Origin of the sequence: Methylocella sp. CPCC 101449 (genome assembly GCF_031921685.1) — a bacterium.
Classification (GTDB): Bacteria; Pseudomonadota; Alphaproteobacteria; order Rhizobiales; family Beijerinckiaceae; genus Terripilifer.
Genome location: NZ_JAPDHU010000003.1, coordinates 816998 through 841541, shown reverse-complemented (window position 1 = coordinate 841541; position 24544 = coordinate 816998). Strand labels below are relative to the sequence as shown.

28 protein-coding genes are annotated in these 24544 nt (G+C 60.8%); 20 read left to right on the top strand and 8 right to left on the bottom strand.

Annotation, left to right across the window (positions count from 1 at the left end; genetic code table 11):
• Positions 1 to 252: 252 nt before the first annotated feature.
• From OIM99_RS24190 to OIM99_RS24120, 15 genes are all read left to right on the top strand, one after another.
• Entirely contained in the window at positions 253 to 492 is a 240-nt protein-coding gene (locus OIM99_RS24190; protein WP_311853056.1) for a hypothetical protein, read from the top strand.
• Positions 493 to 599: 107 nt separating this feature from the next.
• Complete coding sequence (gene mtgA, locus OIM99_RS24185) at positions 600 to 1307, top strand: monofunctional biosynthetic peptidoglycan transglycosylase (RefSeq protein WP_311853055.1); 708 nt, start codon at positions 600 to 602, stop codon at positions 1305 to 1307.
• A 171-nt stretch (positions 1308 to 1478) separates the two neighbouring features.
• The gene (locus tag OIM99_RS24180; protein ID WP_311853054.1) at positions 1479 to 1712 is read left to right on the top strand and encodes a hypothetical protein; all 234 of its coding nucleotides are present in this window, start codon (positions 1479 to 1481) and stop codon (positions 1710 to 1712) included.
• A 54-nt stretch (positions 1713 to 1766) separates the two neighbouring features.
• Entirely contained in the window at positions 1767 to 2507 is a 741-nt protein-coding gene (locus OIM99_RS24175; protein WP_311853053.1) for a hypothetical protein, read from the top strand.
• A gap of 29 nt (positions 2508 to 2536) precedes the next feature.
• Positions 2537 to 3115, top strand: coding sequence for a thiamine pyrophosphate-dependent enzyme (locus tag OIM99_RS24170; RefSeq protein WP_311853052.1), 579 nt, complete (start codon positions 2537 to 2539; stop codon positions 3113 to 3115).
• Between the two features lie 132 nt (positions 3116 to 3247).
• Positions 3248 to 4084 (top strand): MBL fold metallo-hydrolase, encoded by an 837-nt coding sequence (locus OIM99_RS24165; RefSeq protein WP_311853051.1) that lies wholly within the window; start codon positions 3248 to 3250, stop codon positions 4082 to 4084.
• A gap of 71 nt (positions 4085 to 4155) precedes the next feature.
• On the top strand, positions 4156 to 5118 hold the full coding sequence (locus tag OIM99_RS24160; protein WP_311853050.1) for an ABC transporter substrate-binding protein: 963 nt from the start codon (positions 4156 to 4158) through the stop codon (positions 5116 to 5118).
• Positions 5119 to 5314: 196 nt separating this feature from the next.
• Entirely contained in the window at positions 5315 to 5776 is a 462-nt protein-coding gene (locus tag OIM99_RS24155; RefSeq protein ID WP_311853049.1) for an SRPBCC family protein, read from the top strand.
• A 21-nt stretch (positions 5777 to 5797) separates the two neighbouring features.
• Complete coding sequence (locus OIM99_RS24150) at positions 5798 to 6511, top strand: GntR family transcriptional regulator (protein ID WP_311853048.1); 714 nt, start codon at positions 5798 to 5800, stop codon at positions 6509 to 6511.
• Positions 6512 to 6636: 125 nt separating this feature from the next.
• Positions 6637 to 7755 carry an ABC transporter substrate-binding protein gene (locus OIM99_RS24145; protein ID WP_311853047.1) on the top strand — a complete coding sequence of 373 codons (1119 nt, stop codon included), beginning with the start codon at positions 6637 to 6639 and terminating at the stop codon, positions 7753 to 7755.
• An 81-nt stretch (positions 7756 to 7836) separates the two neighbouring features.
• A complete protein-coding gene (locus OIM99_RS24140) occupies positions 7837 to 8715 on the top strand; it encodes a branched-chain amino acid ABC transporter permease (RefSeq protein WP_311853046.1) in 879 nt (292 codons plus the stop codon).
• On the top strand, positions 8712 to 9707 hold the full coding sequence (locus tag OIM99_RS24135; RefSeq protein WP_311853045.1) for a branched-chain amino acid ABC transporter permease: 996 nt from the start codon (positions 8712 to 8714) through the stop codon (positions 9705 to 9707). Before OIM99_RS24140 ends, OIM99_RS24135 begins: the two co-directional genes overlap by 4 nt.
• Positions 9704 to 10486: an ABC transporter ATP-binding protein gene (locus OIM99_RS24130; RefSeq protein ID WP_311853044.1), complete on the top strand. Its 783-nt coding sequence runs from the start codon at positions 9704 to 9706 to the stop codon at positions 10484 to 10486. Before OIM99_RS24135 ends, OIM99_RS24130 begins: the two co-directional genes overlap by 4 nt.
• The gene (locus tag OIM99_RS24125; RefSeq protein ID WP_311853043.1) at positions 10479 to 11186 is read left to right on the top strand and encodes an ABC transporter ATP-binding protein; all 708 of its coding nucleotides are present in this window, start codon (positions 10479 to 10481) and stop codon (positions 11184 to 11186) included. The genes OIM99_RS24130 and OIM99_RS24125 overlap by 8 nt, the downstream gene beginning before the upstream one ends.
• Before the next feature lie 20 nt (positions 11187 to 11206).
• Positions 11207 to 12037: an SDR family oxidoreductase gene (locus tag OIM99_RS24120; protein WP_311853042.1), complete on the top strand. Its 831-nt coding sequence runs from the start codon at positions 11207 to 11209 to the stop codon at positions 12035 to 12037.
• 6 nt (positions 12038 to 12043) lie between these two features.
• Here the strand turns inward: OIM99_RS24120 and OIM99_RS24115 are convergent, their stop codons facing one another.
• From OIM99_RS24115 to OIM99_RS24085, 7 genes are all read right to left on the bottom strand, one after another.
• Positions 12044 to 12946 carry an alpha/beta hydrolase gene (locus tag OIM99_RS24115; protein WP_311853040.1) on the bottom strand — a complete coding sequence of 301 codons (903 nt, stop codon included), beginning with the start codon at positions 12944 to 12946 and terminating at the stop codon, positions 12044 to 12046.
• 36 nt (positions 12947 to 12982) lie between these two features.
• A complete protein-coding gene (locus OIM99_RS24110) occupies positions 12983 to 13687 on the bottom strand; it encodes a GntR family transcriptional regulator (protein WP_311853038.1) in 705 nt (234 codons plus the stop codon).
• A gap of 196 nt (positions 13688 to 13883) precedes the next feature.
• Positions 13884 to 14681, bottom strand: a complete 798-nt coding sequence (locus OIM99_RS24105; protein WP_311853036.1) for an aspartate dehydrogenase — start codon at positions 14679 to 14681, stop codon at positions 13884 to 13886.
• A 4-nt stretch (positions 14682 to 14685) separates the two neighbouring features.
• A complete protein-coding gene (locus OIM99_RS24100; protein ID WP_311853035.1) occupies positions 14686 to 15015 on the bottom strand; it encodes a 2Fe-2S iron-sulfur cluster binding domain-containing protein in 330 nt (109 codons plus the stop codon).
• Positions 15016 to 15022: 7 nt separating this feature from the next.
• Positions 15023 to 15337 carry a ferredoxin gene (locus tag OIM99_RS24095; protein WP_311853033.1) on the bottom strand — a complete coding sequence of 105 codons (315 nt, stop codon included), beginning with the start codon at positions 15335 to 15337 and terminating at the stop codon, positions 15023 to 15025.
• Positions 15338 to 15363: 26 nt separating this feature from the next.
• Complete coding sequence (locus OIM99_RS24090; protein WP_311853032.1) at positions 15364 to 15705, bottom strand: 2Fe-2S iron-sulfur cluster-binding protein; 342 nt, start codon at positions 15703 to 15705, stop codon at positions 15364 to 15366.
• A 50-nt stretch (positions 15706 to 15755) separates the two neighbouring features.
• A complete protein-coding gene (locus OIM99_RS24085; RefSeq protein WP_311853030.1) occupies positions 15756 to 16499 on the bottom strand; it encodes an iron-containing redox enzyme family protein in 744 nt (247 codons plus the stop codon).
• A 265-nt stretch (positions 16500 to 16764) separates the two neighbouring features.
• Between OIM99_RS24085 and OIM99_RS24080 the strand changes: the two genes are divergently transcribed.
• From OIM99_RS24080 to OIM99_RS24060, 5 genes are all read left to right on the top strand, one after another.
• Positions 16765 to 18306: a hypothetical protein gene (locus OIM99_RS24080; protein ID WP_311853029.1), complete on the top strand. Its 1542-nt coding sequence runs from the start codon at positions 16765 to 16767 to the stop codon at positions 18304 to 18306.
• 2 nt (positions 18307 to 18308) lie between these two features.
• Complete coding sequence (locus OIM99_RS24075; protein WP_311853028.1) at positions 18309 to 19796, top strand: aldehyde dehydrogenase family protein; 1488 nt, start codon at positions 18309 to 18311, stop codon at positions 19794 to 19796.
• Positions 19797 to 19833: 37 nt separating this feature from the next.
• A complete protein-coding gene (locus tag OIM99_RS24070) occupies positions 19834 to 20298 on the top strand; it encodes a heme-binding protein (protein ID WP_311853027.1) in 465 nt (154 codons plus the stop codon).
• Positions 20299 to 20422: 124 nt separating this feature from the next.
• Positions 20423 to 21667 (top strand): acyl-CoA dehydrogenase family protein, encoded by a 1245-nt coding sequence (locus OIM99_RS24065; protein ID WP_311853026.1) that lies wholly within the window; start codon positions 20423 to 20425, stop codon positions 21665 to 21667.
• A 59-nt stretch (positions 21668 to 21726) separates the two neighbouring features.
• Positions 21727 to 22692 (top strand): AraC family transcriptional regulator, encoded by a 966-nt coding sequence (locus OIM99_RS24060; protein WP_311853024.1) that lies wholly within the window; start codon positions 21727 to 21729, stop codon positions 22690 to 22692.
• Here the strand turns inward: OIM99_RS24060 and OIM99_RS24055 are convergent.
• On the bottom strand, positions 22680 to 24380 hold the full coding sequence (locus tag OIM99_RS24055) for an amidohydrolase (RefSeq protein WP_311853022.1): 1701 nt from the start codon (positions 24378 to 24380) through the stop codon (positions 22680 to 22682). The genes OIM99_RS24060 and OIM99_RS24055 overlap by 13 nt on opposite strands.
• Positions 24381 to 24544 lie beyond the last annotated feature (164 nt).

Genomic DNA, 24544 nt, shown 5'->3' with positions numbered 1-24544 from the left:
AATGCACCGCGCTACGCGCTCTCATCTTCTGTTCATGTGTTATGTCCTATGAAGCGGATTCGCTTCGAGCCCCGTTGTCCTATGCGCGCGGGGTCGGACGGGAAACGACACGATCAGAATTGGATTGTGAGGAAAATGAAAACGTTCTTTCCAGCTTTGCTTTTGACGCTCGTGGGAGCGTCGGTTGCTCAGGCCCAAACGCCTTGTCTCATCAGCAAAGAGAAAGCTGCGCAGCTTCGGCCGGGTGCCACTTTGGACAGCATTCAGCGCACCTTGGGCTGCAAGCTGATGTCGCAATCGTCGACCGGCTTTGGTGAGACGGCGCAGGATATTTATGGCGTGCAAGACGACACCGGCAATCGCCTGTTCGTTCTTCTGGGGAAGAACGGCAAGCTGGTGCGCACGAACTATCAGCCGCGGCAGTTGAACCCGCCGGATCCGCTGGCGCCACGGCAGCCGCCGCAACAGCAGCAACAACAGCGCACGCGATAATCGGCTTCGCGGGGCGGGCGCAGCGTGACACGCCCACCGCGATTGCCTCATCCGTTCGCTGTCTTTATGCCGATTAGGGAAACAGCGGGAACGCAGCGGAACCAGCGATGCCAGCACGCCAGCGTGGAACCAAGCGAGGCGGCTTCGGGCTGTGGCTGCGCCGGCTGGTTCTCTTTGGCCTGCTGATCGCGCTTCTGCCCTTGGTTCTGACGGTCGTTTACGTCATTCCGCAGATGCGCCCGGTGTCGACGCTGATGCTGGCCGATCTGGTGACCGGGCGCGGCTATCAGCGTCAGTGGCTTCCCATCGATCAGGTGGCGCCAGTGCTGCGTGCCGGCGTCATCATGTCCGAGGACGGACAGTTCTGCAGCCATCATGGGATCGATTTCGCCGGGCTGAAAACGGTGATCGACAAGACCATGGATGGCCGGACGACGCGCGGCGCCTCGACCATTCCCATGCAGGCGGCCAAGAACCTTTATCTGTGGCCTGGCCGGTCGTTCGTCCGCAAAGCGCTGGAGGCGCCGCTGGCGCTTTGGCTCGATGCCGTCCTGCCGAAGAAGCGATTGTTGGAGATCTATCTCAACATCGCTGAATGGGGGCCTGGCATCTATGGCGCCGAGGCCGCGGCGCAACACCATTTCGGCCGCTCGGCGCGTGAGCTGACACGTCGCCAGGCCGCGTTGCTGGCGGTTGCGCTGCCCAATCCTATCGCGCGGAATCCCGCCAGGCCCAGTGCCGTCCTCAATCGCCTCGCGGCCTTGATCGAACGGCGGATCGCCCAGAGCGGCGATTATGTCGACTGCGTGAGATAGGCCCTCATAGGCATAACCAATGCCTATGCCTTTCCGACATTTTCATATTGGGCTGGTGGTGTGAAAAGCGGTTAGCATCGCTGCGCATTCGGCCGGGAGAACATGGGGCCGGAGCCATAAAAACCCTGGGGAGGGAAGATCGCGATGCAGCCGTTTTGGACACGGTTAAGTTTGTTCGCCCTAAGCGCTTTGTCGTTCGTTCTGCCGCATGCGGCCAAGGCCGCTTCCGTTTCCGAATTCTACGCAGGCAAGACGGTGACGATGCTCGTGCCGGCGAGCGTCGGCGGCGATGTTGATGCGCGGGCGCGGCTGATCGCGCGCTACATGGGCAAATATATTCCCGGTCATCCGACCGTCCTGCCGCGCAACATGCCGGGGGCCGTCGGTCTGCAGGCAGCGAACTGACTTTACAATATCGCGCCGCGCGACGGCACGGTGATCCATGCCGTGATGCAGAGCATGCCGACGCATCAATTGCTCGGTGGGCAGGGCGTGCAGTTCGATGCCAGCAAATTCATCTGGATCGGGAATACGAGCGATGAATCCAACACGATCGTCTCGTGGGCGGCCTCCGGTGTCAAAACCTTCGCGGATTTGAAGACACGCGAGGTCACGGTGGGGGCGCCGGGCACATTCACCAATTGCGTCTATTATCCGCTGCTGATGAATGCGTTGCTGGGCACCAAGTTCAAGATCATCTCCGGCTATCCCGGCGGCAATGAAGTCAATCTGGCCATGGAGCGCGGCGAGGTGAGCGCGCGGGCGTGTCAGGCCTGGTCGGCCTGGGCCAGCACGAAGCCCGATTGGCTGGCGGACAAGAAAATCAATATTCTCATTCAGGTGCGCCGGGTGCCGAGCCCGGAGCTATCCGGCGTTCCCTTGCTTGCCGATCTCGCCACCAATGACGAAGCCCGCATGATCCTGAAATTCATGTCGGCGGACAATTCCTACGGCCGGCCGTTCGCGACCACGCCGGATGTGCCCGGTGATCGGGTCGCCGCTTTGCGCAAGGCTTTCGATGAAACCGTGCGCGATCCTGAACTTCTCGCTGAGGCGGCGAAGTCCGACATCAAGCTGACGCCATCGAGCGGGGTGGAGGTGCAGCGCCTCATCGCCGAATTGTTCGAGACACCACCCGACATCATCGAGAAAACCAAGGCGATCCCGGCGGAAGCCACGAAGGTCGCGCGGGTCAAATAATCAAAGCGAACTCAAATTTGGAGACACTTATGACTCAACAGGCCGCCCGTGCTCCCGGCACGGAGGAGGCGTATGCCGATGAACCTTTGCGGCTGCCTCCTGGGAGCTGCGACTCCCAATTGCATGTCTATGCCCGGGATCGCTCCGCTGATCGCCCACTGAATTATTTTTCATCCGGTGCCATGGGACTGGCTTCGTCGCATGGACTGGGGCTCGCCCTCGCGCGGCCGGAGCGGCGAGTCATCGTGCTCGATGGCGATGGGTCGCTGTTGATGAATCTTGGCACATTGGTGACGATTGCCCAGGTGGCACCGCGCAATCTCACCCATCTGGTGTTTCAGAACGGCACCTACGAGGCCAATGGCGGCCATCCGATCCCCAATCAGGGCGTGGATTTCGAGGCGCATGCGCGCGCCGCCGGCATTCGCGATACATTCACGGTTTCCACTCTGAAAGATTTCGAGGATCGTTCCGAAAGCATTCTGGCGGCGGATCATCTTGTCTTTGGTTGCGTCAAGATCGAGCAGGGGCCGCTTGGGCCACGCAGCTACAAGGACATGTATCGTCATGAACGCCGGGTGGCTTTGAGAGAAGCCCTGGCCAATTAACACGCGCGCGCGCCGCGCGGCGGCGTCAGCCTTTGTGGATTCATATCTCCCTCCACGATAGATCGACCTTGTACTGGCGCCGCCATCCCGACCCCGTCTATGATGGGGAAAATTCTGAATCGGGATGGAAACATGAGCCGCAGATACAAGATCGGTGACCTTGAAGTCGTTTGTATCAGCGATGGCACACTGAGAAGTTCCCTCGATTATGTGATGGGCCTGGACAGGGACACAGCGCGACGGATTTCCGATGCGCCTGACGATGATGTGCTGACCATTCCCGTCAATAATTTCGTGTTCGAGCGCGAGGGTGCGCGCCTTCTCATCGACGGCGGCAGCGGCACCAAAATGCAGGCGACGCTGGGCCGCCTGCCTGCGGGACTGAGCGCGGCGGGTTATCCGCCTGAAAGCATCACGCATGTGCTTTTGACCCATCTGCATCCCGATCATGCCGACGGGCTGATCGACGAGGATATGAATGCGGTCTTTCCCAATGCCATGCTGCTTGTGCATGAAGCGGAATTTGCGTTCTGGATGGGCGAACCCCGGCAAGGAGAGAGCGATCACGTCAAACGACGGGGGGCGCGCAATCAGGCGGATGTGAAGCCCTATCGTGATCGCATTCGGCTGATGCGCGATGGCGAAAGCTTTCTGGGCTGTTCGCCCCTTCTGGCACCAGGACATACACCCGGTCACATCTGCTGGCGCATCGAAACCGGCGGGCCGGATCTGATGGCCTGGGGCGATGTCGTTCACTTCGCCGCGATCCAGTTTCCGTTGCCGGAGACGGCGGTGAAATATGATCTTGATCCCGATCTCGCGCGGGATACGCGTCTGCGTCTGCTCGATCTCATAGCGCGCGAGGGGCTGGTCGTGGCTGGCGTTCACGTCAGCGCGCCGGGCATTGGAACGGTCGTTCGCGAAGGCGCCGGCTATCGTTTCGTGCCGATGCAAAGCGCTTCGCACTGAGTGCGCTTCATATTTTGAAAGCAAACCGCTCGTGTTTGCATCCATGGGAGGAGTTGCATGGGAGGAGTGGAATGAGGCTCTTGATCGCGCCTGTCGCTGTGGCGTTTCTGAATCTATCTCTTGGTGGCATTGCGGCCGGACAGGCGTTGGATACGCTGAAGATCGCCATCGGCGGCAAAGGATTGGGTGAATCGGCCGTGTCAGAGGCTGGGCAGAAGGCCGGGATTTTCAAGCGGCACGGCCTCGAACTCGACATTCTTTATACGGCTGGCACGGGTGAGACCCAGCAGGCGGTGATTTCCGGCAGCGCGGACATTGGTGTTGGCGTTGGCGTGCTTGGGGCACTCGGGGCTTATGCGAAAGGCGCGCCCATTCGCGTGATTGGCGCCAGCTATACTGGCGATTCGAATCTGTTCTGGTATGTGCGGGCGGATTCGCCGGTTCGCGAGCCGAAGGACGCCGTCGGTAAGAGCGTGGCTTTTTCCACCACCGGGTCGTCCGGGCACAATGTAGTTCTGCAGATGCAGAAATATCTCGGTGTCGCCTTCAAACCGACGGCGACGGGATCGGGCGCTGCGACCTATACGCAGGTGATGAGCGGCCAAGTGGACGTTGGCTGGTCTGGGGCGCCTTTCGGCGTGGAAGCCCTGGATGAAGGCAAGATCCGCGCGGTCTGGCGCGCTTCGGACGTGCCGGTCCTGGCGCATCAAACGTCGCGCGTGATCATCGCCAATGCGGGGCTATTGAAGGCGAAGCCCGATTTGGTGAAGCGCTATATGGCGGCCTATCGCGAAACGGTCGAGTGGATGTATGCGACGCCGCAAGGCGTCGAAGCCTATGCCGACTGGGCCTCCATTCCGGTGCGCGTTGCGCAGCGCACGATGAAGGAATTCGTGACCAAGGAAGGGATCAACCCCGATCAGGTGTCCGACCTTGAAGGCGCCATGAAAAGTGCCGTCGAATTTCGCTACATGGCCGCGCCTCTGTCGAAAGCGCAGGCGGACGATTTCGTTCAGTTGCCGCCACGGAATTGAACCGGCAGCAAAGCCTTTCAAAGCTATCAAGAGTGGGAAAGAGCCGGGCCTGAGGTCCGGCTCTTTCTTTTACATGGGGTCTATTACATGGGGTCTATCCGCGGGACTGGGAACGCCCAGCCCCCTTGACACTTCTCACTTCATGCACAAAAATGATTTTTATGCGCACTGAATAGCGCGACAGGGAGACGCGTCCATGTACACGATCGCGGCGACGTTCGACGTCAATCCGCCCGGCGAAAGAGCTGTCATCAGCCGCGAACAGATGTGGAAGGGGCTCGTTCAGAAGGCCGAATATGCGGTGCCCTTCGTTCCGGCCATGGACGATTGCCGGATCATCGAGCGGTTCGACGACGGTTTCATTCGCGAAATCCATCTGCGCGGCACGGTGATGCGCGAGCGCATCGTGTTCACCCCCGAGGTGCAGGTTCATTTCACCCGCATCGATCCGGCCGACGGCGGCTGGATCGCCAATATCATGAGCGAATCCGAGCGCGGCCTGTTGCTGACCTTCATTTTCGCTTTGACCTTCCCGGGCGTGGCCGCGGGATCCAGCGAGGAGCGTCGTCGTGGCGATGAGGTCAAGGCAAGCTATGTGGAAGCCATCACCGCGACGATCGCCGAGACACGGCGACGGGTGAAAGAGGCGCTTGTCTAGAGCTAGGATCCGCGTGCTGCCATGAGCATCATCGATACCGAAAGCGCCCGCAGTCTCTCGGTCGAGCGCGGTGAGAAGGCGCCGCCGCTCTCGGAGCAGGCATTTCGCATTCTCCGGCACCAGATTTTACGCGGTGAAATCGCTCCTGGCGAGAAGCTACGCATCGAGGTTTTGCAGAAGGAATATTCCTTCTCCAGCAGTCCTTTGCGCGAAGCGCTCAATCGGCTAGTGGCGGAAGGATTGGTGACGGCCGACGATCATCGCGGCTTTCGCGCCGCCTCTATGTCGCCCTCCGACCTGCATGACATCACCAGTTTTCGCCTGGTGGCGGAACCGGCGGCGTTCGCGCAATCGATTGCCGCGGGAACCGACGAGTGGGAAGGACGTATCGTTGCCGCCCATCACCAGCTCGAGCGGATCGAGGAAAAGATCGCCCGCGAAGAGGCGCATTGGAACGAGGAATGGACCATTCGCCATAAGGGCTTCCACATGGCGCTCGTTTCCGCCGCGAGTTCCGTGCGCCTGATCGCCACCTGTTCGAGCCTGTTCGATCAGGCCGAACGCTATCGTCGCTTTTCAGCCCGCAATCGTATCAAACCGCGCAACACGCAGGATGAACATCGCCGGTTGATGGAGGCCGCCGTCGGACGTCAGACCGAACTCGCGGTAGCGCTGCTGAAGGAACATCTGATGTTGACCACGCGCAATGTGGTCGATCTGCAAACGGGCAGCTAAAGCAAGGCAATAGTTTGCACGAAAATTTGTTTTCTGCATGAAGTATCGGACTAAGAGGGAGGGTCGGCATGTTGAAGCGTTTCAGAACGCACCTCGTCGCAGGTGCATTGGCCGTGGCGGGGGCTATGGCGTCTTTTTCCGGCGTTGCCGCGCAAACCGTCAAAGTGGGGGTGATCGGCCAGTTCACCGGCCCTTATGCCTTGGCCGGCAAGCAACTGCGCGAGTCGATCGATGCCTATGTGGCGCAGTACGGCACCAAGTCGGGCAGCCAGAATATAGAATTCGTCTACAAGGACATCGGCGGCTCGAACCCGGCATTGGCCAAAAGCCTGGCCGAACAGCTCATCGTCAAGGACGGCGTGTCGATCCTGACCGGCTTCTTCCTGTCGCCCGAGGCGGCGGCGGTGGCGCCGGTGATCAATGAGACCAAGACGCCGTCGGTGCTGTCGGTCGCCGCTTCGCCGCCGCTTCTGAAAATGTCGCCGTGGTTCGTGCGTGCCGGCCAGAACCTCTGGCAGCCGGCCATCATCCAGGCGGATTTTGCCGCCGACAACGGCAAGAAGCGCGCCTATATCGCGGTGGCGGACTATGCGCCGGGACATGACGTGCAGGAGGCCTTCACCAAGCGCTTCAAGGAGCGCGGTGGCGAGATCGTCGCGGCCGATCGCATTCCTCTCAACACGGTCGATTTCGCGGCTTTCGCCGAGCGTATCGCCAATGCCAAGCCCGACATTGTCGCGACCTTCCTGCCAAACGGCGCGCCGGCGATCGGCTTTTTCAATGCGCTGGCGGCGCGGGGCGTGACCAAGTCGGCGATGATCATCGGCATCGCCGAGACGGACGATCCCGATCTGCCATCCTATAACGACAATATCATCGGCGTTTACACGTCGATTTTCTATGCCGGCGGGCTGACCAATCCGGAGAATGTCGCGCTGAAGAAAGTCATGGCGGAGAAATTCGGCGCCAACCATGCGATCGGCGTCAACAATGTTTCGCCTTATGACGGCATCCGGCTGATCTACCGCATGGTGGAAGTGCAGAAGGGCAAATTCGACCCCGATGCCGCAATGACCGCCGTGAAAGGCTTTAGCTGGAACAGCCCGAGCGGCCCCAAGATGATCGACCCGGAGACGCGCGAGATGATCCACAACATCTACGTGCGCCAGGTGCAGAAGGTCGACGGCAAGCTGACCAACGTGCTCGTCAAGACCTACGAAAAGGTCGGTGTTCCCAAACTGTGAAGCCGATCCGGGCGATGCCTGTGCAGGCATCGCCCGGTCCTTCACGCCCCGCATTCCATCTCCTGATCACCGGAAGGCACGATGGATTATCTTGTTTCGTCGCTGACCTTCATCGCCATCTACGGCGTCTCCTATGGGATGGTGATTTTCCTGATCTCGATCGGGCTCGTCATCACCATGGGCTTGATGCGGGTGATCAATCTGGCCCATGGCGCTTTCGCCGCGATCGGCGGCTATCTCTGCACGGCGCTGGTGTCGTCTTACAAACTTAATTTCTATCTGGCCGTCGTGGTCGCCACCCTCAGCGTGGCCCTATTGAGCCTGATCGTCGAACGCGGCATCTATCGCCAGATTTATCGGAAATCCGAACTCGATCAGGTGTTGCTGACGATTGGTCTTGCCTTCATCACCGTCGCCTCGCTGAATTTTCTGTTCGGTCCCAATGTGGTGCCCTCGCAATTGCCGGCTGATCTCTCCGGCACGGTTGAACTGCTGGGACGGGACGTGCAGATGTATCGGCTTTTCGTCGTGGCGGTGGGCCTTGTCGTCGTTGTGGCGCTGTGGGCGCTTTTCAACTGGACGATGTTCGGCGCCAGCCTGCGCGCCGCCGTCGACAATCCCTCTATGGCGCAGGCGGCGGGTATTGATGTATCGCGGCTGTTCACCCTGGCCTTCGCGCTTGGCAGTGGGCTTGCGGCGCTTGGGGGAGCCGTCGGCTATGGCATGCTGCCGCTCGAACCGCTCTATCCGTTCAAATATCTGATCATCATCATGATCGTCGTCGCTTTGTCGGGCTTCGGCAATATGCGCAGCGCCGCCGCAGTCTCCATCGCCGTTGGTGTCGTCGATACGGCTGGGCGTTACTTCTTCCCGACCTACGGTGCCTTCATCATCTACGTCTTCGTGATCCTGTATCTGCTGGCGCAGATCGAAGGCAGCCCGCTGCGGAGGAAATCGTGAGCGTCGATCGCGCCTTCTACAATGCCGCCGAGCGCAATCGCTTCGGGCTGCTGGAAATCCTGTTCTGGCTGTGTCCCATAGCGGCCTTCTTTCTGTTTCCGACCAGTCTGTCCTTCGCCACGCATGTGCTGATCATGGCGCTGTTTGCCATGTCGCTGGGGTTGATCCTGAGTTTCGCCGGCATCGTGACGTTGGGACACGCGGCCTTCTTTGGCCTCGGTGCTTATGTAACAGCGCTCTTGTCCTTGGCGGGCTATCAGGAGCCGATCACTGCTACCTTCCTGGGAGGTGCCGCCGCTGCGGTGCTGGCGCTCATCATCGGCCCCCTGCTGCTGCGTCTGACCGGACTGCCGTTGATGATGGTAACTTTAGCGCTCGGCGCTGTGATGTTCGAAGCGGCCAATAAGCTGGGGTGGATCACCGGCGGCGAGAATGGTCTGGGCGATCTGCGCTATCAGCCGGTGCTGGGGATTTTCCGGTGGTCGATCTATGGCCAGACGGCCTATTTCTACACGCTCGCCTGGCTTTTCGCCCTGTTCCTGCTGACACGCTCGCTCGTCGCTTCACCCTTCGGCCTGGCTTTGCAGGGCATTCGTGAAAATCCGCTGCGCATGAACCTGATCGGCGCGCCGGTCACCGGCCATCTGGTGCGGGTCTATACGATCAGCGCTTTCATCGCGGGGATTGCGGGTGCTTTATCGGCACAGGCGACAGGTTTTGTCGGTCTCGATGTTCTATCCGTCGATCTGTCCATCAATGCGCTGGTGATGCTGGTGCTCGGCGGGGTCGGCAATATCTATGGCGGTCTGGTCGGTGGCGCGCTCTATATCGTCCTGCGCAATTTGGCGTCCGACTGGAACCCCTATCACTGGATGTTCGTCATCGGCGCCTTTCTGGTCGTCGTGGTGCTGTTGGGGCAGAATGGGGTCATCGGCATTGTCGAGCGCCTCACCAGCCTGATCTCGGGCAAGCGCAAGGAGACGTCGCCATGACCGAACCGGCGCTGGTGGTCCGTTCGCTGTGCAAAAACTATGGCGGTTTCGCCGTTACGCGAAACGTCGATCTCGAACTGCCGCGCGGTGCCCGCCATGCGTTGATTGGGCCCAATGGTGCCGGCAAGACGACGCTGGTCGGACTGATTTCCGGCGCCATTGCCGCGAATTCGGGAACGATTGAATTGTTCGGCCGCGATATTACGACGATATCGGCCGCGCAGAGGGTGAAACAGGGATTGGTGCGCACCTTCCAGGTGAACAGCCTCTTCCCGCGTTTGAGCGTGTTTCAGAATATCTTTCTGGCATGCAGCGAAGCACGCGGCATAAGCCAACGGATGCTGGGCCGCACGTCGGGCCAGAAGCCGATCATCGGACAGGTCGAGGCCATTCTCGAACTGCTGGGGTTAAGTGCGGATGCGGGACGCCCAGTCGCGACCATTGCTTATGGCCGGCAGCGGCTCGTGGAGCTTGGCATCGCGCTGGCGCTGGAGCCGCGTGTTCTGCTGCTCGATGAGCCGGCCGCCGGTGTGCCGAGCGTCGAAGTGCCGCTTTTGATCAATGCGATCGATCGCCTAGGCGAGGACATCACCATCCTTTTGATCGAGCATGACATGCAAATCGTGCAGCGTTTCGCTCGCACGATGACCGTTCTGGCCGAAGGCCAGGTGATCGCCAGCGGCGCGCCCGATGTGGTGATGGCCTCCGAGCAGGTTCGTTCTGTCTATCTCGGTAAGTCCGGGCATCAACGTTTCGAATCCGGAAAAGCCCATGCTTGAGGTGACCGCACTCACTGGTGGCTGGGGCCAGACCACCATTGTCGAAAACCTGTCGCTGACCGTACCTCGTTCGATCAGCCTCGCCATCCTGGGGCGCAATGGCGTCGGCAAGTCGACCCTGCTGGAATTGCTGGTCGGTAGGGCATTGCGCCATTCCGGTTCGATCGTGCTCGATGGTGAAGATCTGTCGGCGTGCTCCATCCATCACCGGGCCCATGCGGGCATCGGCTATGTGCCGCAGGCGCGCGAAGTATTTCCGAGCCTGACGGTGCGCGAGAATATTCTGGTGGCTGCCCGCCCGGGCTTCTGGACCGAGAAGCGCATTCTGGAACTGTTTCCGTCGCTCGGGCGGCGGATCGGCAATCCGGCCGGCAAATTGTCGGGCGGCGAACAGCAGATGCTGTCGATCGCGCGTGCGCTGAGCTCCAACCCCAAACTACTGTTGATGGATGAGCCGTCGGAAGGTCTGGCGCCGATCGTCGTCGAGCAATTGGTGGACGCCATCAAATCGCTGAGCACCAGCGGCAATCTCGCCATCGTCCTGGTGGAGCAGCGTGCCGACATCGCGCTGAGCCTGTCCGATCAATGCATCATCATGGATCGCGGCCAGATCGTTCATAGCGGCACGAGCGCTGATCTTGCTGCCGACGAACAGGCCCTGACGCAGCTCATGGGCCTGACGGCGCAGGGCCATCTCTAGTTTTCAGTTGGAGTTGCACGATGACGGATCGTTCTTTCACTGTTGAGAATCCGCAGCCGATCGATTTCGGCCGTCTGTCGCTGCAGCCCGGATTTCGTCTCGTCGTCGTCGGCAGCAATGGCGGGATCGGGTCGACGCTGTGCCAGCAGGCCTTGGCACTCGGTGCTGAAGTGGTGGGCCTCGATACGAAAGCGGCCATCGCCGAGCGACCGCTCGCGGGCGATGTCTGGTCACTGCCCGTCGATGTCCTCGATCCGGCTTCCATTGCTGACGCTTTCGCGCGGATAGGTGAGCGTTTCCCAGAGATCGATGGTCTCGTTTATGTCAGCGGCATCGGCGAGCGGCCGATGGCGGCGCTCGATCATTCTGCCGAGCAATGGGACAGAACGCAGGATGTCAATCTGCGCGGCGCTTTCCTCGTCGCCAAAGTGGCTTTGCCGCGCTTGAAGCCTTTTGTTGGATCAATTGTGTTTATTTCGTCCGGGCTCGCCGTCAACGTCGAGCCTGGATTTGCCGCCTATAGTGCGTCCAAGGCCGGGTTGATCGCTTTCGCCAAAGTGCTGGCCAAGGAGGTCGCGCCGGCGGTGCGCGTCAATGTGGTGGCGCCCGGCCTTGTGTTGACGCCGTTCCTGGCCGGCGGCACGGGCAGTGGTGCCGCTCCGTCCTCCGTTTCGGTCACCGATTGGTTCGGCAGTCCCGAACGCGGACAGGCGATGCGCGATGCCGTTCCACTCAAGCGCATCGCCGAGCCCGACGACATTGTCGCGCCGATCTTTTTTCTTTTGGGATCAGGCGCGCGTTTCGTCACGGGCCAGACCCTGCATATCAATGGTGGCCGTTATTTGCCGTGATGCAGGTTATTTAGGCCCAAGCTCCATCAGGCGCAGCGCCGCGCGGCCGAGCACGCCATAGGGATTGCCCAGGGTCTCGGCGATCTCGAAGTGATTGTAGTTGGGCGCCACGATCAGCTCGACGGGCTTGCCGGCGGCTTTGACAGCCGCAGCGAATTCTTGGGTCTGGCGGATGAATTCCGGCGATTCATTGGTGCCGTAAGCTAATACCACCGGGCAGGCGAGGCGATCGAGATGGCGCATCGCCGACAGTTCGTTCTCGGTCGCGTCGGTGAATTTCACATATTCGGAGCGTTTCGACAGGCGCACAGGCGCCAGATCATACATGCCGCTGCCGAGCAATGCGCCCTTAATGAAGGTCTGTGGCAGGCCGAAGCGGCTCCAGTCGGTGGTCACCATGCAGCCGCCAAGATGGGCGCCGGAGGAATGGCCGGTGAGATAGATGCGTTCTGGATCGCCGCCAAAACTTCCGGCGTTTTTTGCGACCCAGGCGATCGCGCGGCGCACCTGCTCGGCCATGGCCAGGAGATCGCCGCCGTGTTCGTCGATATTGTCGAAATCGAGCACCGCGTGATGCGCGTCGGCCCGCATGAACATTTCCGCCTGTCCGGCGAAATCGGCCGCGCGGCCACGCCGCCACGCGCCGCCATGGATGTAGATCGCCACCGGCGCCTTGGCCACGTCGGCTTTGTAGATGTCGATCTTCTCGATTTCGGCGCTGCCATAAGCGACGCGCACAGGCGGTGCAATGACGCGCCGCGCCTCGGCGGCCAGGGATTGACGACGATCGGCCAATATCTGCTGGTTGGGCGCCCAATAAGCCTGATCGTAGGCGGCGTCGAGCGCCTGTTGATCCATGTCGCCCCAAACCAGCGGGCCTTTGGTGCTGATGTCTTGCGTCATGGTCATGATGATCTCATTAAAGGCAGGGAAAGGGGCGAGGCTTCAGGAACTCGTCGTCGCAAGGAGATCGCCGATGCCGTCGAGCCCCATCAGGAAATCGGTGCCGGCGCGGATCACATGTTCGGCGGCGAGTTCGGCCGCGGCGCGTTCATCGCCAGCGACAATGGCGCGCAGAATGCCGGCATGTTCGTTCCACGAGCGGGCCTGACGGGCCGGATCGCGCGGCGAGAACAAGGTGGCGGTGCGGTCGCGCAGATTTTGCAGCATGTCGCCGAGCACGCGGTTCTGCCCGGCATTGGCCAGTTCGGTGTGGAACTGCTGGTTGAGATCGAAGAGCTGGTCATATTGTCCGGCCGCAACGGCCTTGTTGCCTTTGTTCAAAATGACTTCGATCCGCTTGATGGTTTCCTTGTCCTGCCGGCGGGCGGCGAGACGCGCGTTCTGGCCTTCGAGCAAGGCACGCACTTCGATCATCTCGCGGGCTTCGCGATCGGAAATGGAGGCGACGGAGGCGCCGCGCCGCGCGGTGACCTCGACGAGGCCTTCGGTGGCGAGCGCGCGGATGGCTTCGCGGACAGGATTTCTTGAGACGCCGAGTTCATCGGCCAGGCGGCCTTCGACGAGCCGTTCGCCGGGCTTCAGCCGTCCGGTGAGGATGGCCTCGCGCAGTTCCGAGACGACTTGCCCGTGCAGCGACGAATGTTCCTCGCCGACGCGGCGTTTGAAAGATCCGATGCCCGAAGCCATGACCGTTAACCTGCTGAAACCCAAACCCGTCGATTAGGCCTAGCCGCCCCACCGCGGAAAGCCAAGCGAATCAGATGTGGCGATCCGTCTCAATCTTGCAATGGATCGAGGGCGTTTTGCATAGGTATTCGCATCGGTATTTGCCTGGGCATTCGCTTGGCTATTCGCATCGTTTTGCCTGTTGCACAGGCAGAAATCAGGTTCCGATCACCAAAGGAGAGGTCAGGCGACGCAGGGCGGCGATCACCGAAAGGGCCGTGATGCGACCGGTCGCCGGGTTCTCGCTGGGGATGTTTTCCATGGTCATGGAGAAGCTGGCGGAATCGGCCACCACCCGGATTTGATGACAATTGCGCGTCAGGGTGGGATCGGCCCAAACCTCGACCTGGGTCCGCTCCGGTCCGATGCCGGCGAGCGACAAGGCGGCGATCACATTGACATTGGCCGGGAAAGCCACGGCCGCCTGGCGCGCATTGCCTTTGAAAACGCATAAGGGCGCCGTGATGCCATCGATGCGGATGGCGTTTTCGACCAGATAAGGCGCGCCGGCCAGGCCTTTCGGCGGCTTACGCGTAACGATTTCGACAGTCTCGATACTGCCTTGGGCTGCAGCGGATACGGCATCGAAGCCGACCAGCGCGCCGGTGGGCACGATGATCCGCCCGCCGGTAGCGCGGGCCAGATCGACGAGATCAGCGCGGGGCAACAGGGCACTGGCGCTGAGCACCATCACCTGTTTGCCGGCGCGCAGCATGGGTGTGACGATCTGGTCGAGAAGCGCGGGCGGTGCGCATTCGACCACCACATCGGAAACGGCAGGCAATTCATCGAGGCTCGCGAGCGGACAGGTGATGCCTTCCTGCTTCAGCCAGGCCAGTGCTTTGTCGTGATCGCGGACGGCTATTGCGGCGAGCGTGAGGCCAGGCAGGCCGTCGGCAAGCTTGCGGGCCACGGTCTTGCCGACGGCGCCGAGGCCGGCAATGGCGATGCGCATGGGATCAAGGCTCCGTCGCGGCCGGTCGTGAAGCGGGACGGCGATCGGCGAGCGGTATCCAGGAGACGCTGACGTCGCCGTTCAGAAACGTCTGGCAGGCCATGCGATAGCCTTGCTGCAGATCGTCCTCGCTCAGATGTTTGCGTTCCTTCGGTTTGACGGCGTCGGTGTGATCGAGGCCGCTTTCGATGCGGCAGCGACAGGTGCCGCAGATGCCGCCGCCGCATTTGAACGGAATGCCGCCTTGTTCGCGCAAGGAGACGCGCAGCAGATTGCTGTTCTCCGGCGCGCTGACCGTTTTGTTGTCGTTGGTGATGAAGGTGACTTGAATCATTGGATGCTCAAAGATCGGCCGGCGCGACAGCGGTCTTGCGCAGCATCGTGTCCATCTGGCCGAAAGTGGTGAGATGTTCGAGCTCCTTATAGGCGCGCTCGGTGGTTTCGAACTTTTCCAGGAATTTCGAGGGCACGTTGTTGACGATCTCGCTGCCGTCTTCGATGACGCGGATGCGGGCGCTGTCGTTCGTCAATTCGGCAATGACGAAATGCGCTTTCTTCTGCCCGTAATAGAAATAGTCATAGGCTTCCAACGGGCGCAGCCCCTGGCCGATTTCGGTTCTGAACTGTCCGGGCTTGCTGGTCAAAATGACGTACATGGGTCCCCTCCATTGCAGGCAACGGGCTATTCCGTGGCCGGCGAGGTGCCGTTGGTTTTGTCCTCGGTGATCGCGCGTCCCAGCGCATCGACGGGCGTGCGCGCGAGCGGCAGCAGCGGCATCGTCGGTTGATCAAGCTCGATGTCGTTGAACAGCCAGAGCTGACAGACGAGGCGGAAACCTTCGTTCAGCCGCTCGTCGCCCAATTGCTTTTTCTCTTTCCAATTGGGCTCCGGCAGGTGTTCGGCGCCCTTGACCACGCGGCAGGCGCAGCGCGCGCATTTCCCCATCCCACAGCCATAACGCAGGTTGGGGAAGGGGAATTGCCGGATGCCGGCCTTGACGACGAGGTTGGTGTTTTCACTCACCTCGCCTTCAAAGGTCTTGTCACCGCGATGGAGGATGACGTGCGGCACGATCAGGCGGCTTTACGTTCGATCGCTTCCAGTTCCTCGATCGGGATGTCCTTGGCGACATAGTCCCAATAGAGGGCGGTGGTATAGAGCAGGCGCATCTGCGCGCCGATCTCGCAGATCTTCAGGCAGCGCTGTTGCAGTTCCACCGTGTTAGCGTGTTCGAGCACGATCTGATAGCCGCGCTCGCCGTGGATTTCGTCCGACACGATGTGTAGGTCGAAGAATTCCACTTCCTCGTCGGTGAACTTGTATTTGTCGCGCAGGGTCGGCGTCTGCTTGCGATAGATCGACGGCACCTGCGATTCCAGGCCGACGACGAGACCCGCCACGGCGACGATGGGGTCCTCGCGCATGGCCACGGAATAGCACCAGCTCTGCAGGCCGCGGGTGGTCGGCGACATATTGTCGGGATCGACGACGCGTTCGCGGGTGGTGCCGCAGGATTCGGCGAAGCGGATCAAAAGATCGGTGTGGCGATCGCCGCCGATCTCTTCCTCATACATATTGGCGAGCAGGAAGTCCTTGGCCTCGGTGTAGCGCTCGGGCATGCGGGCGTAGATATAGGCGAGATAGTCGGCGAAGGGGCCGACGTAGTGGTAGTGATTTTCAGCCCAGCGCGCGAGATGCGGGCGGCTGAGCTTGCCGCTGGCCCATGCGATGCTGAATGGCGCTTTATTGGCGCTCTTGCCTTTGATGGCTTCTTCAAGGGCGGCTCGGAAATCCACATGGTTCATCAATTCAGGCATATCGCGCTCCCTTTGCCACAGGTGACCATCGCGCCGGACAGGATTGCCGTTTTTGGGCGCTCAAGATTGTATACTATATACAAAATGGCCTCTGTCAATCCAGACTCGCAAAATGCCGCTATTTTCGCCCGTTTTGAGCGGAAAACGAGCAAATGACGATATTTTATGCGTTCCAATTCTAGGGAGTTGACAATTTCTAGATTGTATAAAGTATACAAAATAGGGGCTCGCCGAGTTCAATCGGCCGATACGGAAGGGGAAAGTCATGGGACAGAGCGTAACGCTCACCGCGGCACACTGGGTCTATCTCGTCGGTGTGTTGGCGGTCGTGGTGACAATGATCCTGCGCGCCAATGTGGTCGTGCCTTCTATCATCGCGACTTTGGCGGTGACCTGGGCGTGGACCGGCAGTCCAATCACCGCGCTGAGCAGCATTTTCAATGCGAGCTTCGTGGCGGCAAAGGAGCTGTTCAACATCTTCCTGGTGATCGCTCTGATCACCGCCTTGCTCAATTCGCTCAAGACATTGCGTTCCGACGTGCGCATGGTGCAGCCGTTTCGCGTCGTCATGACCAACGGCCATTCCGCCTTCTTCATTCTGGCGGCGGTCACTTATGTGATCTCGTTATTCTTCTGGCCGACGCCGGCGGTGCCGCTGGTCTCCGCTGTGTTGTTGCCGGCGGCGATCGCTGCGGGCTTGTCGCCGCTTGCCGGTGCCGTGGCCATCGCCATCGCCGGGCAGGGCATGGCTCTGTCTTCCGACTATGTGATCGGCGTGGCGCCAGCGATCAGCGCCAAGGCGGCGGGCGCGGCCGTCAGTGCGGCGGCGGTGGCCGATAAGGCATTGGCATTGTCGCTGATCACCGGGGGTGTCGCGCTGCTGCTTGGTTATCTTTTGATCCGTAAGCAGATCCAGCCAGGAAGCGAAGCGCTGTTGGAAAAATGGCTCGGACAGTCGGCTACGGTGGATGCGCAGGTTGAAACCACGGGCAGTTTCGACAAGGCTGAACTGGCGCGCGGCACCAGCTACGAGCATCCCTCGCGCATCGACAAAGTTCTGCGTCAGCATCTGCCGCTGGTGCGTGGCGGTCGCGAGTTCTGGTCGAAGCTGTTCGCCATTCTCACACCACTAGGTTTCGCCGTCGTCATCGCGGTCATGATCCTGCCGAAACTCGGTACGGGTCTGCCGGAGCTGAAGGGTGGCGATGCGGCGGCGCTGGTCGGCGGCATGGGTGCCGTGCTGATGATCCTGGCGACGCTCGCGGCGGATGGTCCGCGCAAAATGCTCGACGTTTGCGCCGATCACATCACCGAAGGCTTCGTTTTCGCTTTCAAGGCCATGGGATCGGTGCTGCCGATCGCCGGTTTCTTCTTCGCCGGGGCGGGTGGTGAGCTGGCGTCAGGCGTTCTCAACGTTCCGGCGGCGCAGGCGCCCTCCTTGCTGTTTGAACTGATCGCGGCGGCGCAGACGTTCCTGCCGCAGAATCACTATCTGGTCGCCTTCGGTGTTCTGATCATGGGCATGATCACCGGTATCGACGGTTCCGGCTTCTCCGGTCTGCCGCTTACCGGCTCGCTCTCTGGCGCGCTTGGTCCGGCGGTGGGTCTCAATGTCGCGACGCTCTGTGCGGTGGGGCAGATGGGGGCGATCTGGACGGGCGGCGGCACGCTGGTCGCTTGGTCGTCGCTGATCGCGGTGGCGGGCTTCGCCCGCGTGCCGGTGCTCGAAGCGGTGCGCCTGCTTCTCGTGCCGGTGCTCACCGGCCTCTTCGTTTCCACCTTATGTGCCGTCATCTTCTGGAGTTAGAGATGAGCCAGAATGCATCGCTTCGTGCTGCCGTCGCCGAACCCATCGAGGCGTTCAAGAACCATATCGATGGCGAATGGGTGGCCGCATCCACCGGCGAATGGCTTGATAACATCAATCCTGCCGACGTCGACGACATCGTCGGCCGCTTTCCGGCGTCCAGCGCTGGCGATGCGGAGGCGGCCGTGCGCGCAGCCCAGGTGGCTTTTGCCGCCTGGCGCAAAACGCCCGTCTCGGTGCGGGCGAAAATGCTCAATCTTGCCGCCGATCATCTTGAAGCCAATGCGGCGCGCTTCGCCGCCGAGATGACGCGCGAAATGGGCAAGCCGCTGGCGCTGGCCAAGGATGAATTTCTACGCTCGGCGCAGACGTTGCGCTTCTATGCGGTCGAGGGTCAGTCGTTCACTGGCGAGACGTTTCCGCAAGACGATGCCAATATGACGGTTTATTCCGAGCGCGAGCCCGTGGGCGTCGTCTCGGTCATCACGCCGTGGAATTTTCCAGTTTCGATTCCAGCACGCAAGATCGCGCCGGCCTTGATTACCGGCAATACGGTGGTGTTCAAACCGTCGTCCGATGCGCCGCTGTCCGGCTATCGTCTGGCCGAAGCTTTCATCACTGCCGGCATCCCCAAGGGAGTGCTTAATTTTATCAGCGGTCGGGCTGGTGACGTCGGCACGGCCATCACAGTGCCAACCGTGGTGCGGGCGATTTCTTTCACCGGCTCGACGGCGGCGGGCGAGCATATTCATCGTTCCGTCGGCTTCACCACCCGTACGCAGATGGAGCTGGGCGGCAAGAATCCTTTGATCGTCATGGACGATGCAGATCTGGATCAGGCGGTGGATCTGACGATCAAGGGTGGTCTGTCATTGTCCGGCCAGGCCTGCACCGGCACCAGCCGCGTCCTGGTGATGAGCGCGGTGAAAACGGCCTTCATCGAAAAGCTTCTGGCCCGTGTGAAGGCGCTGAAGATCGGCAGCGGCATGACTTCAGGCGTCGACATCGGTCCGCTGGCGACGGCGCGGCAGCTTGAAACGGTGTTGCGCTATATCGAGATCGGCAAAAGCGAGGCGACTTTGCTGTGTGGCGGCGAGCGCCTGAAGGGACCGGATTTCGATCGCGGTTTCTATGTTTCGCCTGCCATCTTCACCGATGTGACGCAGGACATGCGCATCGCCCGCGAGGAAATCTTCGGTCCGGTGATCGCTTTGATCGAAGTGTCCTCCTATGAGGACGCCATCGCCAAGGCGAACGATACCGAATATGGGCTCTCGGCCGCGATCGCCACGCGCAATCCGCGCCTGATGCACGCTTTCGCCCGCGATATCGAAGCGGGCACGGTCAAGATCAACCGCACCACGACGGGCAATCTGATCAATGCGCCTTTCGGCGGTTTGAAACGTTCGAGCACGTCGACGTTCCGCGAATCCGGCCGCGTCGGCCTTGAATTCTATACCCAGATCAAAACCGTTTACCGCGGCACGTGATCGCCGCTTAGTGAGGAAACCTGTGATGAGACAAACGATGAAGCTCGAACTTCCGGAAGCCAAGCGCATGGCGGAAGCCGCTCTGCGCAAGGCGGAAGAGTTGAAGGTGTTCGAGACCGTCTGCATTGCTGATGATGGCGGTTTTCCGCTTGTCATCGAGCGTATGAGCCGGGCGCGCGTCACCGGCCCGCAGATTGCCTGGAACAAGGCCTTCACCGCCGCCGGCCATAAGCGCTCCACCCATTTGTTCAATCAGGCGCCGAACGGGCCGGCCCTGCCGGGCAACGAAGCTTTCGGCATCCAGCTCAGCTTTGAGGGCAAATTCGCGGTTTTCGTCGGGGGCTTCCCGATCGTCGTTGACGGTGAGGTGATCGGCGGCATCGGTCTCAGTGGCGGCAATGGCGAACAGGATACGGCCTGCGGCGTCGCCGCCTTGCAAGCCTTGCAGGACTTTTTGGGATCAGCCCACAAAGTCACCGTGCAGGCGGATATCAAGCTTTAAAGCCTAAAAGAGCCCTTCGCCGTCCGCGTCTGTTGGACGATTGTCCACCAGAAGCGGACGGCTGATCCGAGCGCCGGGCAATCCGTCTGCTTATTCTTCTGGCATCCGATTGAGGGAGGCCAGAATGATCCATGCCGATGACGGTTCGCTGTCGGAAGAACAGCGCCTGATGCGCGACAGTTGCCGCGCTTTCGTCGACGACGTCGTCACCCCGTTCATCCGTTCGAACTGGCAGCGCGAATGGGACATGACGCCCGGCGATCGGCTGCCGCGCTCCATTCTGGAAGGCGCCGATACGATCGGCATCCGCACCCTTGGCGTGCCGGAGGTATTCGGCGGGGTGGAGCTCGATCCGGCAACGGAAGTGCGCACCTTCGCCTTGATCGCCGAAGAGATCGCGCGGGGTGATTCAGGCCTCGCCGATAAACTGGTGCAGAACTGGAAGGTCTCCATCGTTCTCCGAGAATTCGCGCCGAAACATTTGCAGGAGAAATGGTTTCCGCAACTGGTGGAGAATCCGCAATTTCTCCTCGCCCATTGTCTCACGGAGCCACGCGGTGCCTCTGACCGTTGGCTGCCCTATAACGTGCCCGAAGCGGCCATGCACACCAAGGCGGTGCGCGACGGTGATCATTGGGTGATCAACGGCCGCAAGCAATTCATCTCCAATGGCTATGATGCGAGCCTCTATGTGGTCTATGCCAATACCAATTCCGGGGTGGGCATGCTGCAAGGCACGTCGAGCTTCCTGGTGCCGCGCGACACGCCGGGTTTGACGGTCACCAAATGCAACGAGACCATCGGCTGCCGTTTCATGAACAATGGCGAGCTGGTGTTCGAGGATTGCCGCGTGCCGGCTGATCATCTGCTCGTCGAAAGCAAAGGCCTGCAAAGCGCCGGACAATATTTCCGCGCCGGCAAGATCATCCAGGCGGCCAAGAATATCGGCGTCGGCGTCGCCTGTTTCGAGCGCACGGCCGACTATGTGCAGAATTATGTACAGGGCGGGCGCATTCTGATCAAGCATCAGGCGGTGGCGCTGCGGCTGGCCGACATGGCGACAAGGATCGAAGCGTCGCGTGCTCTGATCGAGCGGGCTTCGAAAGCGGTGGACGAGAACCATCCGGATGCGGACGTGCTGTGCAATATGGCGAAAGTCTATGTGTCCGAGGAAATGATGAAAGTGGCGACTCATGCCATCGAGCTGCATGGCGGCAATGGCGCCATGCTGGAATTCGGTGTCGAGAAACTGTTCCGTGATGCGGCGATCTTCCTGCATATGGACGGCACCGTCGATGTCAGCCGCATGAAGATCATCAAAGCCATGTTCCCGGCGACCGCCGGCAAATACGCCGGTCCCGAAAGCTAGCTGGCTGTTGCCGTCGGGAAATGATCTATAATGCCCCGAAAGCCACGCGGGGAGGCGGCATGGCGGGACGCAAGCAGACGCAGCGATCGGCGCAACGGCGTGTCCGGGTGGAGGCGCCGTTCCGCTCCTATGCGCCCGAACGCCATGGCGCGCCGCGCTTCAGCATCCGCATCGTCGAACGCACGCAGCGGCTTTATCCGGCGCATAAGCACGACTATTTCCAGGTGCTCTATTTCATGTCGGCGGCGCCAACCTTGCGTATCGGGCTCGCCTCGCACAGACCGAAAGCCGGATCGATCTATTTCGTCGCGCCCATGGTGTCGCATCAGATCCGGTTCGATCAGGGCACGCGCTGCATCGTTCTCTATTTCGATCTGGATTTTCTGCATCCGGGTTTGTCGCGCTCCTACCCGATTTCGGAACTGGTGCGCCTGTTGCCTGAACTCACGCCCTTCGCCTGGCAGAACTATGTCGACTTTAATGCGCGGCGGAAGCAGGCCGATCGGATCGAAAGCCTCATCACCTCGATGAACCGGGAGAACGACAAGGGCGGGCTGTTCGCGCAGGAGATGATGCGGGCCGAATTGTCGCTGCTGCTGGCGACCGTTTGCCGGGATCATGAGGCGGAATTCGCGAGGCTATCGACACGGCTTCCAGCCGTCGGTCGCGACAGTGGCCATATGCGGCGCATCTCGGCTTTCATCGAGGACAATTATCTGCGCGGGCCGGGGCTCGAGGAGGCCGCCAAGGCGGTTGGGCTTTCGCGCAGCCGCTTCTGCGCTTTGATCCGTCAATATACGGGGAGCACGTTCAATCTGCTGATCCGCGACATGCGCATGGAAGACGCTTGCGAACGATTGGTTTTGACGGGCGACAGCATCGGCCAGATCGCCTATCGGGTTGGCTATAACGACGAAAAATATTTTTTGCGCGCATTCAAGAATGCTGTCGGCATGACACCTTCGGCCTATCGCCTGAAGCAGGCGAAGGCGAAAGGGGCGTTTACCGAGGATCAGGCCTCATAGCGTGTGACGCCGCCGGTGACGGTGCGCACGATCTTGATGTCCTTGATTTTGTCCGGCGCGATCGTCTTCACGTCTTCCGCCAGCACGACATAGTCGGCGAGTTTGCCTGGCGTGATCGAACCTTTGATCGCTTCCTCGTGGGAATTGTACGCGCCGTTCAAGGTTGTCACCGTGAGGGCTTCGTCCATGGAAATGCGCTGATTGGCGCCCCAGGTTTTGCGGTCCCAGCCGGTGCGCGTGACCATGGCTTGCAATGCCAGGAGCGGCGAGAACGGGCCGGGCGAGAAATCCGAGCCGGCGGCCGGGCGCAGGCCCGCGTCGATCATGGTGCGCAGCGCCATGCTCCGCTGCAGCATGGCCTCGCCGTAGAAAACGAATTTGTCCGAATTGTAGTAGGGGTAGGTGGAGAAGACTGCCGGCACCGCGTCCATCGCTTTCATGCGGCGGATCAGATCGTCGTTGATCAAGGTGCAATGGGTGATCTTCGGCCGCGCGTTGGCGTTGGGATGAAGTTTCAGCGCCCGTTCCATGGCCGTCAGCATCATGTCGATGGCGATGTCGCCGTTGGCATGGCAGTTGACCTGGATGCCGGCGCGATGAACCTTCTCCACCCAGGCATTCAGGTCCTCCTGAGTGGTGACGAGGTTGCCTTTATACGGCGGATTGCTGCCCGGATAGGGCGTGTCGAGCGCCATCGTCCGCTCCGAAAAGGAACCGTCGATCGTATGTTCGAAGGTCGCGCCGATGCGCAGCCATTCGTCGCCGAAGCCGGAGCGAAAACCATCGGCGATCAGCCGATCGACCAACGGCCCCTGCGCTTCATAGCTCACGCGATGCTGGAGATCGCCACGGGCACGGATCTGTTGCAAGGCGGACAGATCGCCCCCTTCGTGATGGACGCTAGTGAGGCCATAGCGCACGAACTGTTTGGAGATATGGGCGAGGCCATCGCGGCTGCGCTGGGCGCGTTGCTCGTCCGTATAGGTGGGGCGTTGGCCGACCTTGGTGAAAACGGCGCCGGCACGATCGGTCACCCGTCCAGACAACGTGCCATCGCTGTTGCGATCGAATGTGCCGCCGAAAGGATTGGGTGTATCCTTGGTGACGCCAGCCAGTTCGAACGCCTTGCCGTTGACATAGTAAGTGTGGCCGCCGCGATGGCGCACCATGATCGGATGTTCGGTGGACGCTTTGTCGAGATCGCGCACGGTCAGTGGCTGGCCGTCTTTCACTTTGGTGTCGTCGAAAAAGAAGCCTTCGACCCAGGTGCCGGGCGGCGTTTGGGCGGCGCGTTCGCGCAACTTGCCGATGATACTGTCGATCGTCACAAATTCGACATCGTAAGGATTGCCCACGAGCACTTGATAAAGCAGGACCTCGCCCACGGGATGGACGTGGCAATCGATGAAACCGGGAACGACAGTCAGCCCCTTGGCATCGACGATCCGAGTGGCCTTGCCGGCAAAGGCGCGGATATCGGAACTGGTGCCGACGGCGATGAAGCGGCCGTCACGAATGGCGAAGGCTTCGGCCGCGGGCTGTTTCGGATCGACCGTATGCACGGTGGCATTGACAAGAATGAGATCGGCATCGCGTGGATCGGCGAGGGCGCGGGTCCATATCGCGGTGCCGGCGAGTCCGGCGGTCATCCCTAAAATGTCGCGTCTGCTCGCGTGCGCATGGATCATCGTCTGCCTCCCCCTGTGTGCCGGGAGTACAACATCGTGTTTTAGGGCGGACAAGCGCGAGACGTTCAAAGCCGGGCCGCGCGCCGGACATGTCGAGAAGGCCGGGCGGCGTTTGCTCCAAGGGCGCCTCCTATCAGAGAAATCGCCATAAAATCAGGAACTCA

What these genes read in the sequence shown, in the direction of transcription:
- mtgA (WP_311853055.1), top strand. Translation starts at nt 600, where the DNA reads ATGCCAGCACGCCAGCGTGGAACCAAGCGAGGCGGCTTCGGGCTGTGG.
- OIM99_RS24175 (WP_311853053.1), top strand. Translation starts at nt 1,767, where the DNA reads ATGCCGACGCATCAATTGCTCGGTGGGCAGGGCGTGCAGTTCGATGCC.
- OIM99_RS24170 (WP_311853052.1), top strand. Translation starts at nt 2,537, where the DNA reads ATGACTCAACAGGCCGCCCGTGCTCCCGGCACGGAGGAGGCGTATGCC.
- OIM99_RS24165 (WP_311853051.1), top strand. Translation starts at nt 3,248, where the DNA reads ATGAGCCGCAGATACAAGATCGGTGACCTTGAAGTCGTTTGTATCAGC.
- OIM99_RS24160 (WP_311853050.1), top strand. Translation starts at nt 4,156, where the DNA reads ATGAGGCTCTTGATCGCGCCTGTCGCTGTGGCGTTTCTGAATCTATCT.
- OIM99_RS24155 (WP_311853049.1), top strand. Translation starts at nt 5,315, where the DNA reads ATGTACACGATCGCGGCGACGTTCGACGTCAATCCGCCCGGCGAAAGA.
- OIM99_RS24150 (WP_311853048.1), top strand. Translation starts at nt 5,798, where the DNA reads ATGAGCATCATCGATACCGAAAGCGCCCGCAGTCTCTCGGTCGAGCGC.
- OIM99_RS24145 (WP_311853047.1), top strand. Translation starts at nt 6,637, where the DNA reads ATGGCGTCTTTTTCCGGCGTTGCCGCGCAAACCGTCAAAGTGGGGGTG.
- OIM99_RS24140 (WP_311853046.1), top strand. Translation starts at nt 7,837, where the DNA reads ATGGATTATCTTGTTTCGTCGCTGACCTTCATCGCCATCTACGGCGTC.
- OIM99_RS24130 (WP_311853044.1), top strand. Translation starts at nt 9,704, where the DNA reads ATGACCGAACCGGCGCTGGTGGTCCGTTCGCTGTGCAAAAACTATGGC.
- OIM99_RS24125 (WP_311853043.1), top strand. Translation starts at nt 10,479, where the DNA reads ATGCTTGAGGTGACCGCACTCACTGGTGGCTGGGGCCAGACCACCATT.
- OIM99_RS24120 (WP_311853042.1), top strand. Translation starts at nt 11,207, where the DNA reads ATGACGGATCGTTCTTTCACTGTTGAGAATCCGCAGCCGATCGATTTC.
- OIM99_RS24115 (WP_311853040.1), bottom strand. Translation starts at nt 12,946, where the DNA reads ATGACCATGACGCAAGACATCAGCACCAAAGGCCCGCTGGTTTGGGGC.
- OIM99_RS24110 (WP_311853038.1), bottom strand. Translation starts at nt 13,687, where the DNA reads ATGGCTTCGGGCATCGGATCTTTCAAACGCCGCGTCGGCGAGGAACAT.
- OIM99_RS24105 (WP_311853036.1), bottom strand. Translation starts at nt 14,681, where the DNA reads ATGCGCATCGCCATTGCCGGCCTCGGCGCCGTCGGCAAGACCGTGGCC.
- OIM99_RS24100 (WP_311853035.1), bottom strand. Translation starts at nt 15,015, where the DNA reads ATGATTCAAGTCACCTTCATCACCAACGACAACAAAACGGTCAGCGCG.
- OIM99_RS24095 (WP_311853033.1), bottom strand. Translation starts at nt 15,337, where the DNA reads ATGTACGTCATTTTGACCAGCAAGCCCGGACAGTTCAGAACCGAAATC.
- OIM99_RS24085 (WP_311853030.1), bottom strand. Translation starts at nt 16,499, where the DNA reads ATGCCTGAATTGATGAACCATGTGGATTTCCGAGCCGCCCTTGAAGAA.
- OIM99_RS24080 (WP_311853029.1), top strand. Translation starts at nt 16,765, where the DNA reads ATGGGACAGAGCGTAACGCTCACCGCGGCACACTGGGTCTATCTCGTC.
- OIM99_RS24075 (WP_311853028.1), top strand. Translation starts at nt 18,309, where the DNA reads ATGAGCCAGAATGCATCGCTTCGTGCTGCCGTCGCCGAACCCATCGAG.
- OIM99_RS24070 (WP_311853027.1), top strand. Translation starts at nt 19,834, where the DNA reads ATGAAGCTCGAACTTCCGGAAGCCAAGCGCATGGCGGAAGCCGCTCTG.
- OIM99_RS24065 (WP_311853026.1), top strand. Translation starts at nt 20,423, where the DNA reads ATGATCCATGCCGATGACGGTTCGCTGTCGGAAGAACAGCGCCTGATG.
- OIM99_RS24060 (WP_311853024.1), top strand. Translation starts at nt 21,727, where the DNA reads ATGGCGGGACGCAAGCAGACGCAGCGATCGGCGCAACGGCGTGTCCGG.
- OIM99_RS24055 (WP_311853022.1), bottom strand. Translation starts at nt 24,380, where the DNA reads ATGATCCATGCGCACGCGAGCAGACGCGACATTTTAGGGATGACCGCC.